Origin of the sequence: Desulfobulbus alkaliphilus (assembly GCF_016918545.1) — a bacterium.
Classification (GTDB): domain Bacteria; phylum Desulfobacterota; class Desulfobulbia; order Desulfobulbales; family Desulfobulbaceae; genus Desulfobulbus; species Desulfobulbus alkaliphilus.
Map to the genome: position 1 here is coordinate 111,305 of NZ_JAFFQC010000008.1, position 12,839 is coordinate 124,143.

The following is a 12,839-nucleotide window of genomic DNA, read 5'->3' on the forward strand; positions in this document are numbered from 1 at the left end:
GTCCAGCGTCGGATATTTAACCTGAAATTCGCCTTCGAACCTCGAAACGAACGCGGAATTTTCTGATTCTCCGTTTTTCAAAATTCCTTGTTTAACAGGCCGGTTGCACCAGGGTATGCGTGATTTGAGGTTGCTTGAAGCGGTTGTAACGTTGCCGTGAGCCTGTTTCCATGGACAAAGCCTTTATCATAAAGAGTCGAAGGAATTGTTCAGTCCAGTCCTTTGTGGCGTTTTACGTTAAGCGCCTTCCATTCGAGAAGCGGCTGGCCTTGGATAAGTTTCTGCAGGGCTGTATCAGATGTCAAAAGCGTCGCGTCAATCTTCCCCCGGTCGAGTAGCAGGTCCAAGAATTCCCGCTCAGCTCTTGAAAAGGGCAGCACCGCCGACAAACCATCTCGACATTCTTTCACCAGTCGCGCACCGTATTCAGTTGATTCCACCTGGAGTTCCGGCGAATTGACGCGTAGCGTAGGAATCAACTGCCTGGCCAGTTCCATGGCGTCGAATTCTACATCTTTCGCGGAAACGTCCTCCAGTCTTTCCTGATCATAGCGCCGTAGACCACGAATCCGATTCGAAGGCGGCGAGAATCGAGGTTGCCCATTTGGAGAATCCGGTGACTGTCGAACAGGTCCCGCGCTTGTCTGCGTGCAAGCAGCGCCGCCAATTTCCCGGCTGCCAGTTCGTGGTGCTCCAACACGGGAATTTCCGTAGCCCGCCAAGTCCCGACGGAATGAGAGTCCCTGATCGTCACCGGCCACAACGGGACACGGAACATGAAATTCAGATCGACTTCGAGGTTACCGACCCGTCCGGGACCGTTTTCATACCGCAACGACCACTTGCCTCCGGCGTGTTCTTCAGGCATACGCCTGACCGTAAACCCCTCCCGGGCAAAAACCGCTTGAACGGCCTGCTCGACCTTGGGGCGGTCAGCGAGCATGCCTTCTCGATCTTCGGCACCCACATAGTTCAGATCGATGTCGACGGAGAGTCTGGGTACATCGAAAACGAAGAGGTTCAAGGCCGTTCCGCCCTTGAGTGCCAATTTCCCTTTCAGGAATGGGTGACTCCGCAAAGCATCCAGCAGCCCCAACAGCTGAGCGACTTTTTCGAGCACATCCGGTCTGAAGCCTGTCGCCTCCGCTTCGGCTGCAAGCTTCTCAGGGGAGATCTTCATAGCACCTCCCCCCAGGATCGTTCGAGAACTTCCCGTGGTATTACCAAGTTCCATTCCGATACGAATCGACCGGATTTCCGCTTCGAACGGTTCAGGTAATGAGGCTGCCTTGGGCGCATGTCGTGAAGCAAATTGAGATGGTGGTCCTCGACCATCAAGGTTTGGCGGTGCTGATCGAGAAAGAACCCCACCTTCGCCCCGGTGGTCGCATTTCCGAGAAGAAGCGCGTACTCCACGACCTTATCAAGGTCGAAAAATTCGACTGACTCCAGCGACCGCCATATTTCCTCCCAGCTTCCTGAGAGATCTGGACGATCAAGCACATCGACCAAGGTCCGTTCCAGTGACGCAACCTTCAATTTCTGCCCAGATCGTTCCGAAGTCGAAACGCCGAAATGTTCTTTCCCAATACGGAGAAGCGCTTGACGAAACCTCGTTCCCCGGAAAACGTGCCTACGAAATGTCAAAGGTCCGAGCGGACGAGATGCCGAGTAGGTGAGGTGTGTATGAACCGAGTAAGCCTTTCCATGGAATTCAAGCGCGGTGTGGTGCGACAGAATTGCTTCCGGCGTCAACTTTGCGGCCACAAGGAACGGGTCGACCGGATATGAATCTGGGTCGGCTCCCGGGGGGATAACGGCATACAACCCTCGTCGCACCGGGATAACCCGACCAACCTTCCGGTGATAAGCCAGAAGTGCCTCCTGCGCTCGCCCGCCGACTTCGCCCAGGGACGATAAATGGTCACTCAGTTCTTTTCCGGTAAAAACCGGATGCTTTCGGAAAAACCCGTCATGTTTCATTATCGGTATCTTTGACATTGTTACATGTTACCCATAACAATGGTATGGGTTTCAAGTAATATTGTCAAGAAAAAACCTTCGTCCCGCCAAACCTTCACTCGGCCTGGCTACTTGATAATATTACACATAAACCATCTTAAATTATGAGTTTCGCGTGCGCGTGTCAAGAATCAAGTAATCCGCCCACCGACACCCCCCCTTTCCGTTAAGAAACATGGAGAGAGAGTTCTCCCCCGCTACGAAGCAAGAATGCCGCACCTACAATGTTAAGAACAGAAGAAAATCCGACGACGGCATCAACTGGGACAACGAAAAAGAGATCACAGGCATCGCGGCGGGCGGCTACCATGTCGTCTGCGCCCTGAAAACTTCGGATCGTTTGCGGATTCTCTACTGGGACCAGAACGTTCCAAAACAGCCCTATGCCATGGCCGGTCTGCGCACCGCGATCTGCAATCCCCAGGTCGATGCCTCGGCGTTCACCGAAGACACCGCCTGCACGGGAGACCTTGTCACCGAGGGAAGCGAACCGGTCTGGAACCGAGGCCACTACGGGCCCTCGTTCCTCTGGTACAACCCGGAGCCGTCCTCCGCCCCCGGCAAGCTTTTCACCTGGCGCTACGCCATGCTCTTCATCGCCTCGACCGGCGGCAACGACAGTCTCGGTCTGGGTTACTCGGACGACGGGTTGAACTGGCGACTGGGCAAGAAACGGCGACGGGTCGAGGAACGGGAGCACCTGGACTGGCTGTTCACTCGGCTGCTGGTTTTGAGCTAAAGCCGGGGTCCGCACGCAACCGGGGTGGCCTGGCTCAATCGGGACGGCGAGCATCGCCTCTTCAAAAGACCGGTTTCCGCCGGTGTCAGTTCGTCACCGACAAGGCATTCCACGAGGTCATGGCCGGTATCGACAACCGCACAACGGTTCTGCTCGGCCACACCCGCCGGCGGACCCGAGGGGATGAACAGGTCAATCGCAACAACCACCCGATCCGGGCCGGGGACGTCATCGGCATCCACAACGGCACCATCTACAATGCCGACTATCTGTTCCTCCGTTTCAAACTGAGGCGCTTCGCCGAGGTGGACAGCGAGCTGCTTTTCCGCCTGGCGGCCAGGGCCGCACGGAGCGGCCGGATGGATATCGAGTGGTTCAAAGAACGGCTTCGTCGCTGCCGGGGCCAGATGACAGCGGTGCTCGCAACCCGGCTCGATCCTGAAACCATCCTCGTGCTCAAGGGGAACAAGCCGCTCGAGCTCCGCACCCACCGAAAGCATCGGGCAGTGCTCTACGCCTCCGATCCGGCCTTTCTGGATGCGGTCCTGGCCTAAGAGCGCGGCTGGCGGGAGCTGTCTGTTCGCTCCATGAGCATGATTGTGTTCCGGCACGAGGTTCTCACGGAGTTCTCGAGGGAGACTCTCGAGTTCATCGTCCAGGAAAAGAGGGGGAAAGCACCATGACAGAGCATGCAATGAACCCCGATGAACCCTTGAAGGAGAACACACAGGGAATGCTGAGATTATTCGTTTACGGAACCCTGAAGCGCGGGTTCTGGAATCATGACCGTTTCTGTGCTAGCGCAAAGAAAATCGAACCGGCCATGGCCTGGGGTAGGCTCTATCATCTCTCCGCCGGATATCCAGCCTTGGTGGTTCCGGAAAGCATTATTCTGGCACATGGAACGAAAGATCCTTTGTTGGACACCCAAATCCAAGCCAACATACGTTTCCAAATCTGTAGCCGTCCGGATGGTGATTGGGATCTGGTTCACGGTGAGTTGGTCACATTCACCGACCCGCTGAATGATCTGCCGCCTATCGACCGCCTGGAGGGGTTTCGCCCTGGCGGACACAGCATGTACCAGCGAGTGCTTGTGGCGATTGTAACGCAAGATCATATCAATGTCATGCCTGTTTGGATCTACATTATGGAATGCCGAACTCAATGCAAAAGGATCTCCGAAGGTCGGCGGGAGCGTATTTAAGCCTGCCTGTGCATGCCTATACAGACAAAAACAATTGACAGCGAGTATTTGCCCATGTATATTAGCGGAAGGTTTAGATTGGGGTAGCTGTGCCCAGCTACCCCGGTTTTCGTCTATGGCGAAGGTGACTATTAACCAAATCCCCCATGAGGAGCATAAAAGATGGCCGAGATTGAAGACCGTTGGTTATCAGTAGATGAAATTGGCAAGTACCTTGGGGTCAGCAGCGACACCGTGTACCGGTGGATCGATAAGCATAACATGCCTGCTCATCGTATGGGTCGTCTCTGGAAATTCAAGAGAGATCAGGTTGACGCGTGGGTCGAAGCTGGCGGGGCAAACATGGCGGGCTCAAGTTCTGGCCGGCAGAAGGACTCCACGGGAAATTAATGGAGAATCAGCGTGAACAGATACAAGGCAACAAGCGAGTATGACCACCGAAAAGGGACATGGTAAGACATGAATCTTGAACAACTCAAACCAAATGCCATCGCATACGGGCCGGTGTTCCCTGAACCCGTGAAAATCATTGCCGTTGTTCCAATGGGAATCTCGGTTAAAGTTATCGCGGAAGGGCTGGATTCAGGCAAAGTTCATCAGCCCGTTCTTTCCCCGGAACAGATAGCGACACTCGAAGTTTCGCCGGATTCAAAGCCATACGATGGCGATTCGGAGCGTTTCCGGCTTGGGATTGAATCTATTCGTTTAGGCCTGGCATATGAGTATGACCCCTACTTCAGTCTTTCCATCGCTCGCGTAGACCCCTTACCGCACCAGCTTGAAGCCGTTTATGATTACTTTCTCAAACTCCCGCGTATCCGGTTTCTGCTCGCCGATGATCCCGGTGCCGGAAAAACCATCATGGCAGGATTACTTGTCAAAGAATTGAAAGTCCGTGGCCTGATTCGCCGTGTGCTGATCGTCACCCCCGCCAATCTTTCCTTTCAGTGGCAGCGTGAACTCAAAGATCGTTTCCGTGAGGACTTCACAGTGATCCGAAGCGACTTGCTTCGGGCCAATTATGGCGCAAATCCCTGGCAGGATATAGACCAGGTGATTACCTCCGTTTCCTGGATTTCCCGCATTGAGGATGCAAAAGACAGTCTGATGCGCAGCCACTGGGATCTAGTGATTGTCGATGAAGCACACAAAATGAGTGCCTATGGGGAGGAAAAAAAGACGCTGGCATATCAATTGGGGGAGTCGTTGTCGCGCATGACGGACCATTATCTCTTAATGACTGCCACACCGCACAAAGGCGATCCCAAGAACTTCTCATTATTCCTGCGGCTGCTCGATCCTGATGTATATGCCGACGTAAAGAGCCTACACCTCGCTATGGAACGTAATGAGGCGCCGTTTTATTTGCGCCGCGTCAAGGAAGCGCTGGTCACTTTCCCTGATCAAAAAACTGGAAAATCAAAGAGCCTGTTCACCAAGCGGATTGTCCACACTGCCGGATTCGAAATAGACGACGCAGAGCTGGATTTCTACGATGCGTTAACCCAATATGTTGAAGACCAGTCCATTCGTGCGTCGGAACAGAACACGGCGGCAGCCAGGGCTGTCGGATTTACAATGGCCATGCTTCAGAGGCGTTTCGCGTCGAGCATTTATGCCGTCCGGCGCACCTTGGAACGAATGATACAGAAGCGTCGCTGGATTCTTGAGAATCCTGAAGAATACCGGCAAAAACAAATTGATAAGAAAATACCGGACGATTTCGAAGATCTGCCCGAGGACATGCAGCAATCCGTTCTGGAAGCCGCCGAAGCAGCCGTCATTTCCATCGACCCCCAAGCCCTTCGCGATGATATCGTCGAACTCGAAAACCTGGTCGAGAAGGCGCGTGCGCTGGAAAAACGGGAAGTGGAGTCAAAACTCGTTCGCCTGAAATCCTTCCTGACCGACGAGAATTTCTTTGATGACCCTCGAATGAAGCTGCTCATATTTACCGAACATAAAGACACACTGGACTATCTCGTGGCCGACGGCCACGATGGGCGTCCTCTCGGGAAGTTACGAGAATGGGGATTCAACGCCACGCAAATCCATGGTGGTATGAAGATCGGCGACCGGAACACCCCTGGGACCCGTATCTATGCAGAACGAGAGTTCAGGGAGGATTGCCAGATTCTCGTGGCCACAGAGGCTGCCGGTGAGGGCATCAACCTTCAGTTCTGCTGGTACATGATCAACTACGACATCCCGTGGAACCCGAATCGACTCGAGCAGCGTATGGGGCGTATCCATCGCTACGGTCAGGAAAAGGACTGCTATATCCAAAACTTCGTGGCGACGAACACCCGTGAAGGCCGGGTTTTCGAAAAGCTCTTTGAGCGGATTGATAAGATCGAAGCCGATCTGGACCCGAACCGCACAGGAAAGGTCTTCAATGTCCTTGGCGACGTCTTTCCTGCCAACCAAATCGAGCGGATGCTCCGGGACATGTATGCGCACAACCAGATGACCGAGGAACTCATTAAATCACGCATCATTGAACAGGTGGATACCGAACGCCTGCGCGAGATCACGGAATCCACGCTGGAGGGACTGGCCAAACGAAGCCTGAACCTATCGGCCATTGTCGGAAAGTCCGAAGAGGCCAAAGAGCGCCGTCTTGTGCCGGAGGTTATGGAGGGTTTTTTTCTTGGAGCCGCACCGCTGGCCGGCGTTTCACCCAAAGCACAGCAGCAGAACCGGCACGTTTACCGTATCGGGCGTTTGCCCCGCAATCTGATGCCGCTTGCCAATGAACTCGAGCCACAATTCGGCCGCCTGGGCAGAGAATACAAGCACATGGTCTTTGACAAAGAGGAGCTTCAGGAAGATCCAACCCTCGAGTGGGTGACACCCGGCCATCCATTGTTTGAGTGCATCCGCGTTTTTATTGAGCGCGATGTGAGAGATTGCCATTCACGCGGCGCTGTATTCTACGATTTGCACGCATCAAACCCCGCGCATCTGGACGTTTTCTCAGCGGAGGTGCGGGATGGGCGGGCCAATGTGCTTCACAAGCGACTGTTTGTCGTACAGACTGACGTCAACGGTCGTATGATGGTCAAGCAACCTACCATTTTCCTCGACCTGTCCCTTGCGCCCAAAGGCACCGAAATACCGGCGGGGTTGACACAGCCCGACGCTACCGCTCTGGAAATTGCTCTCCATGAACAAGCGCTGCAGCCATTACTGAAAGCGGAAATAGGTCGCCGGGAGCAGGAAACGCGTAGGATTTCCGAACATATGGAAATCAGTCTCAACGCGGTCATAGACAAGGTTCAATGCCAATTCGCCGAACTGATGAACCAGAAAGAGGCGGGCACCAATGAAATCGGCCTTGAGGGGCGTCTCAAGATGACTGAGGACCGTCTCGATGAACTGAATAATCGTCTCGAAACTCGTCGGGCCGAGCTGCTTAAGGAGCGTGAATGTACCATCAGTAACATTCACCATTTCGCCTCCGCTTGGGTATTGCCGCACCCGGACCGTGAGGCTCCTGACATAAAGCCCATGGTAAGCGATCCAGAAATCGAGCGTATTGCTGTGGAAACTGTCATTGCCCACGAAGAGGCCCGTGGATGGAAGGTGCAGAGCGTTGAAAGTGAGAATCGTGGCTTCGACCTCATCTCGCGCCGGCCCCATTCCGAAGACCCGCAGACCTCTGTTGAAGTTCGATTCATCGAAGTCAAAGGCCGTTCCCACATCGGCGAGGTGGCTCTTACGACCAATGAATTTCAGACCGCCAAACGGCTCAAGGGTGATTTCTGGCTCTACGTCGTCTTCAACTGTGCCACTAATCCGGAATTGCACATCGTTCGCAATCCCACCAGGCTCGGATGGAAACCAATCGTCAGGATCGAGCATTACCATGTGGGGCCGCAGGCGATTCTGCAGGGAGAAGAGTAATGGCAAAGCAGACTCATGAAATTCGCGACCCTGTTCATGTTTTCGTCCGTTTGAGCACAGCAGAGCGAAAGGTTCTGGATTCCAAACCACTTCAGCGATTGAGACATATACACCAACTGGCGACAACATTTTTGGTGTATCCGGGAGCGACACATAAGCGGTTTGAACATTCGCTGGGCGTTATGGAACTGGCAACCCAAGTTTATGATGTAATCACTCGGCAAGACAGGCTCCGCGAGGATGTTCGCAGTATTCTCCAGATTGGGGAGCACTTTGACATGGAGTACTGGCGCCGCGTTCTTCGAATGGCTGCGCTATGTCACGATATCGGACATTTGCCCTTTTCCCACGCAGCGGAGAAAGATTTGTTGCCGGATGGCGTAAATCATGAGCATTTCACCTGCGAAATGATCGTTGATAACGATATGGCCCCTTTATGGGACGATTTGCATGTGAAGGCTGAGCATGTGGCAAAATTGGCTGTTGGCCCAAAGGACTTGCCGGAAACCTCCTTTACGGATTGGGAGACCATTCTGGCGGAAGTCATCACGGGCGATGCTTTTGGCGTGGACCGTATGGATTACCTATTGAGGGATTCGTTGCATACAGGAGTGGCCTACGGCCGTTTTGATCATCATCGGTTGATAGATACCCTGTCTATTTTGCCGGTTAAGCAAGACGGTTCCGTTGAACCGAAACTCGGTGTTGAAATCGGCGGCATACATGGTGCGGAGGCTTTGCTGCTGGCCAGGTATTTTATGTTTACCCAAATATATTTCCACCCGGTCAGACGTATCTATGACATCCACCTTATGGATTTTCTCAAGCAGTGGCTTAAGAACGGGAGATTTCCAGCTAAAGCGAATAAACTCACCGAATTCACAGACAATGAAATAATGACGGGAATCCTGAAAGCATCCAGAAGTGATAAAATCAAGGGGCATTCTTATGCACGGCGGATAGCAGACCGGAGACATTTCAAACTGCTCTATGAACGCAATCCGGAAGACATCAAGAAAAATCCAAACGCTACCGAAGCCATCTTTGAAAAAGCTGTCGAAAAGTTTGGGCATGAGAATGTACGTTTGGATATCATACCGGCAAAGAGAAAAGGCTATGATTTTCCAGTTCTCACCAAGGATGATCGAATTGTTTCATCGACAATGGTATCGGAAATGTTGAGTCGGATTCCCCCCGCAGATGTTGGATATGTTTTTATCGAACCCGGACAACTTGACAATGCCAGAAAGTGGCTTGACGGGAGCCGTGAATTTATAATTTCAACTCCAGGAGAGGAGAACGAATAATGAAAAGACTTCAAAGAGATAGCGTACTTATATCGCTTATTGAGGCCCTCAGGGATAGGGGTAGTTGGTGCGGTGAAACGCACATGCAAAAGATATCCTATTTTTTGCAGGAACTCTTGGAGGTGCCTCTGAGCTTCAATTTTATCTTATACAAACACGGCCCGTATTCCTTCGATTTGAGTGACACCCTTGCGCAAATGGAAGCGGACTTTCTCATCAGGCCCGTTCCAAAAAGCCCTTATGGACCGACAATCACGATAGAACCGACAGGTAAACGTTTCCGAGAAAAATTTCCAAAAACAAATAGAAAATACAAGGGCGCGGTTGACTTTGTTGCGAAAAAACTCGCCGAAAAAAATGTGGCGGAATTGGAACGGATTGCCACGGCAATGTATGTCACGCTAAATGAAAATAGTATCGTAGACGTGTCAAATCGTGCCGAGAAGATTCATCACCTAAAACCGCATTTATCATTAGACCAGGCGATAGAAGCGGTAAAAGAGTTTGATCAGATTAAATTTGAAGCGCAAAGAATTCAAAATTAAGGCTGACTCGATGACCGATTATCCCAAAAGACTAATAGAAGTGGATATGCCGATCAAACGGATTTCGGTACATTCTCGGCGGGAAAAGTCGATTCGCCATGGCCACATTTCGACACTCCATATCTGGTGGGCGAGGCGGCCGTTGGCGGCGTGCCGGGCTGTGGTGTGTGCATCATTGTGGCCCGATCCGGCCGATGACATCTGTCCGCCACGGTTTGTCGAAACAGCCAAGCGGTTGATGCATTACTGGGGCGAAAGATACCTGCAAAAATGCAGTGCCGACAGCTATCCGCGGTTCAACAAGATCGCCAGGACACCAGGCTGCCTGGATGATGGGATGGAGTTGCGCAAGGCGTTGCTTGATTTCATTGCCGACTTTGCCGACTGGGATAACTCGACCAGCGCCGAATACCTGGCCGTTGCCCGGACCCTGACTGTTGCGGCGCATGACGCTCTGGAAAATTCGGATACCTTTTCCCTTCCCGAATCCATAAGTATTGAAAGTCTCAATGACGCCATCAGGGATGCGCCTCGACCGTTGCTCGTCGATCCGTTTGCCGGAGGTGGCGCGATTCCCCTTGAAGGTTTGCGCTGCGGAGCTGATGCCTTTGCCAGCGACCTGAATCCCGTGGCGGTTTTGCTTAATAAAGTCGTACTTGAATATATCCCCAAGTACGGCCAGCGACTGGCTAACGAAGTCGAAAAGTGGGGCAAGTGGATCAAAGAAAAGGCAGAGGAGGAACTGGCCGAATGCTATCCGAAGGACGAAGATGGCGCGACGCCGATTGCCTATCTCTGGGCACGGACGATTACCTGCGAAGGCCCCGGCTGTGGTGCGGAAGTGCCGCTGATGCGTTCCCTCTGGCTGGCGAAGAAGGGGGCCAGGTCGGTTGCTGTGCAAATTGTGCCGAGGCCCGATGAGAAACGCTGCGATTTTGTCATCATCCGGAAAGAGAACGGGAAATGGGTTTACCAGGAAGGTGGAAATCTCGCACGGAGCCACGGAGACACGGAGAACACCGCTCAAAAAACGCTCCGTGGCTCTGTGGCTCCGTGCGAGTCCCCTAAATTCGATGGTACGGTGGCCCGAGGTTCGGCCACCTGTCCCTGCTGCGGGTTTACCACACCCGTCAAATCGGTCCGCGCCCAACTCAAACCACGGAAAGGCGGCGCGAACGACGCCCGCATGTTCGCCGTGGTCACTACCCGGCCAAAACAAAAAGGGCGGTTTTACCGATTGTCGACCGAACGCGATCTTGAAGCTTTCTGCAAGGCCGCAGAAGAGCTTGAACGTCGAAAAGAGGCGCATTCCGGCGAACTCACTCTGGTGCCGGAGGAACGAACGCCATCACAAAGTGGGCATAGAGCTGTGTCGAGTGTCCAAATTTACGGCATGAACCATTGGGGGGATCTCTTCACCCGTCGGCAATTGCTGGCGTTGACAACATTGGTTGGACTGGTGAAACAGATAGAGGATGAAGCGACAAAGGCTTTACTAACATGTTTTTTTGGACGCGCTGCAGAACACAATTCTGCGCTGTGTCGCTGGAATGCTAACGGCCCGAAAATACAAGCTTCTTTCGGGCGCCAAGCCCTCCCTATGACTTGGGATTTCGCAGAATCAAACATTGTAGGGAGTTCTGTTGGTAGCATTGAGAATCTTCTTCCACTATTGGCTATCGTTTTTAAATCCATTCTTTGCTTGGATAAACCTGGTGATGTTGAAACATGTAATGCGTTGGATAACCCACTGCCTGATGACTCTGCAGGGGCTTTCTTCACTGACCCTCCTTATTATGATGCGATTCCTTATGCAGAACTTTCTGATTTTTTCTATGTTTGGCAAAAACGCTGTATTGTGGCGTTGAATAACCAGAATTTGACTCCCAAGAAAGAACAAGCCATTGTATGGCACCCTGGTAACATTATAGAGCGAGAATCCTTTGAAGAGAAGATGAACAAAGCCATGGCGGAGGGCCGCCGCATTTTAAAACCATCTGGCATTGGAACCATCGTGTTTGCCCACAAATCCACTCTCGGTTGGGAAGCCCAAATGCAGGCAATGGTCGAGGCTGGATGGACAATTACCGGCTCGTGGCCCATCGACACTGAAATGGGTAGCCGTATGAATGCTATGGACACCGCGTCTCTCGCATCTTCCGTCCACCTCGTCTGCCGCCCTCGCGAAGACGAGGACGGCAACGTAATCGAACGGATTGGCGACTGGCGGGATGTGCTTTCGGAATTGCCGGGGCGCATTGCAGCCTGGTTGCCACGTCTGGCATCTGAAGGTGTGGTGGGGGCTGACGCTATCTTTGCCTGCATAGGACCTGCTTTAGAAATCTTCTCTCGTTATTCGTCAGTTGAAAAAGCCAGTGGCGAGGTCGTGCCGTTGCGCGAATATCTGGAACAAGTCTGGGCCGAGGTGGCGCGGCAGGCCCTCAACATGATCTTTGAAGACGCTGACGTCAGCGGCTTTGAGGAGGACGCCCGATTGACGGCCATGTGGCTATGGACCTTGCGCACCGACGCAAATGGCAATGGCGAGGACGAAGAGAAGGCCACTAGCCTGCCGGGCTATACCCTCGAATACGATGCGGCCCGCAAGATTGCCCAAGGACTGGGCTGTCATCTGGAGAATCTGACCCACTTGGTCGAGGTTAAGGGGGATAAGGCCATGCTGCTGTCCGCAGAGTCGCGGGCGCACTATCTCTTCGGCAAAGAGGATGTCCGCACGACAGCCAAACGCAGCAAAAAAAAGGTGGGGCCGATGCAGCAAGACCTGTTCTCACTCCTGGGAGTGCCCGACGAGGAAGAATCTGCGGCGGAACGGGCTGAACTCGAGCGGCCTCCGGCGGGCAAAACCGCACTGGATCAGTTACACCAGGCGATGCTGCTATTCACGGCGGGTCGAGGCGCGGCTCTCAAGCGTTTTTTGGTGGATGACGGCATCGGCGCTAATCCGCAGTTTTGGACGCTCGCCCAGGCGCTCTCGGCTCTCTACCCGTCCCACACCAACGAAAAACGCTGGGTCGACGGCGTGCTGGCACGGAAAAAGGGATTGGGATTCTGATATGAATGAATCGACCGATCATCAACCGATGATAAAGGAA

The 12,839-nt window shown here is 53.1% G+C and carries 11 protein-coding genes; 9 read left to right on the forward strand and 2 right to left on the reverse strand.

Translation table 11 applies throughout. The features are described 5' to 3' along the window. Nucleotides 1–209 precede the first annotated feature (209 nt). Both JWG43_RS06240 and JWG43_RS06245 read right to left on the reverse strand, forming a co-directional pair. Nucleotides 210–497, reverse strand: coding sequence for a hypothetical protein (locus tag JWG43_RS06240; RefSeq protein ID WP_205241960.1), 288 nt, complete (start codon nucleotides 495–497; stop codon nucleotides 210–212). A gap of 11 nt (nucleotides 498–508) precedes the next feature. Beyond that, nucleotides 509–1,180, reverse strand: a complete 672-nt coding sequence (locus JWG43_RS06245) for a nucleotidyl transferase AbiEii/AbiGii toxin family protein (RefSeq protein ID WP_205241961.1) — start codon at nucleotides 1,178–1,180, stop codon at nucleotides 509–511. A gap of 122 nt (nucleotides 1,181–1,302) precedes the next feature. On the opposite strand from JWG43_RS06245, the gene JWG43_RS06250 reads away from it, so the two are divergent. The 9 genes from JWG43_RS06250 (at nucleotide 1,303) to JWG43_RS06285 (ending at nucleotide 12,799) form a co-directional block, all read left to right on the forward strand. Continuing rightward, a complete protein-coding gene (locus tag JWG43_RS06250; protein ID WP_205241962.1) occupies nucleotides 1,303–1,446 on the forward strand; it encodes a hypothetical protein in 144 nt (47 codons plus the stop codon). A gap of 751 nt (nucleotides 1,447–2,197) precedes the next feature. Continuing rightward, nucleotides 2,198–2,761: a hypothetical protein gene (locus tag JWG43_RS19580; protein ID WP_240193426.1), complete on the forward strand. Its 564-nt coding sequence runs from the start codon at nucleotides 2,198–2,200 to the stop codon at nucleotides 2,759–2,761. Nucleotides 2,762–2,880: 119 nt separating this feature from the next. After that, nucleotides 2,881–3,315 (forward strand): class II glutamine amidotransferase domain-containing protein, encoded by a 435-nt coding sequence (locus JWG43_RS19585; protein ID WP_240193427.1) that lies wholly within the window; start codon nucleotides 2,881–2,883, stop codon nucleotides 3,313–3,315. A gap of 125 nt (nucleotides 3,316–3,440) precedes the next feature. Beyond that, nucleotides 3,441–3,968: a gamma-glutamylcyclotransferase family protein gene (locus tag JWG43_RS06260; protein ID WP_240193428.1), complete on the forward strand. Its 528-nt coding sequence runs from the start codon at nucleotides 3,441–3,443 to the stop codon at nucleotides 3,966–3,968. 162 nt (nucleotides 3,969–4,130) lie between these two features. Next, nucleotides 4,131–4,358 carry a helix-turn-helix domain-containing protein gene (locus tag JWG43_RS06265; RefSeq protein ID WP_205241963.1) on the forward strand — a complete coding sequence of 76 codons (228 nt, stop codon included), beginning with the start codon at nucleotides 4,131–4,133 and terminating at the stop codon, nucleotides 4,356–4,358. Between the two features lie 69 nt (nucleotides 4,359–4,427). Further along, a complete protein-coding gene (locus tag JWG43_RS06270) occupies nucleotides 4,428–7,874 on the forward strand; it encodes a helicase-related protein (RefSeq protein WP_205241964.1) in 3,447 nt (1,148 codons plus the stop codon). Beyond that, complete coding sequence (locus tag JWG43_RS06275) at nucleotides 7,874–9,181, forward strand: HD domain-containing protein (protein WP_205241965.1); 1,308 nt, start codon at nucleotides 7,874–7,876, stop codon at nucleotides 9,179–9,181. The genes JWG43_RS06270 and JWG43_RS06275 overlap by 1 nt, the downstream gene beginning before the upstream one ends. Beyond that, on the forward strand, nucleotides 9,181–9,726 hold the full coding sequence (locus tag JWG43_RS06280) for a hypothetical protein (protein ID WP_205241966.1): 546 nt from the start codon (nucleotides 9,181–9,183) through the stop codon (nucleotides 9,724–9,726). Before JWG43_RS06275 ends, JWG43_RS06280 begins: the two co-directional genes overlap by 1 nt. Then, nucleotides 9,701–12,799 (forward strand): DUF1156 domain-containing protein, encoded by a 3,099-nt coding sequence (locus JWG43_RS06285; protein ID WP_205241967.1) that lies wholly within the window; start codon nucleotides 9,701–9,703, stop codon nucleotides 12,797–12,799. The genes JWG43_RS06280 and JWG43_RS06285 overlap by 26 nt, the downstream gene beginning before the upstream one ends. Nucleotides 12,800–12,839: the final 40 nt, after the last annotated feature.

Bases quoted from the DNA above. Each gene is read 5' to 3' on its own strand.
- JWG43_RS06240 (WP_205241960.1), bottom strand. From the start codon at position 497: ATGGAACTGGCCAGGCAGTTGATTCCTACGCTACGCGTCAATTCGCCG.
- JWG43_RS06245 (WP_205241961.1), bottom strand. From the start codon at position 1,180: ATGAAGATCTCCCCTGAGAAGCTTGCAGCCGAAGCGGAGGCGACAGGC.
- JWG43_RS19580 (WP_240193426.1), top strand. From the start codon at position 2,198: ATGGAGAGAGAGTTCTCCCCCGCTACGAAGCAAGAATGCCGCACCTAC.
- JWG43_RS19585 (WP_240193427.1), top strand. From the start codon at position 2,881: ATGGCCGGTATCGACAACCGCACAACGGTTCTGCTCGGCCACACCCGC.
- JWG43_RS06260 (WP_240193428.1), top strand. From the start codon at position 3,441: ATGACAGAGCATGCAATGAACCCCGATGAACCCTTGAAGGAGAACACA.
- JWG43_RS06265 (WP_205241963.1), top strand. From the start codon at position 4,131: ATGGCCGAGATTGAAGACCGTTGGTTATCAGTAGATGAAATTGGCAAG.
- JWG43_RS06270 (WP_205241964.1), top strand. From the start codon at position 4,428: ATGAATCTTGAACAACTCAAACCAAATGCCATCGCATACGGGCCGGTG.
- JWG43_RS06275 (WP_205241965.1), top strand. From the start codon at position 7,874: ATGGCAAAGCAGACTCATGAAATTCGCGACCCTGTTCATGTTTTCGTC.
- JWG43_RS06280 (WP_205241966.1), top strand. From the start codon at position 9,181: ATGAAAAGACTTCAAAGAGATAGCGTACTTATATCGCTTATTGAGGCC.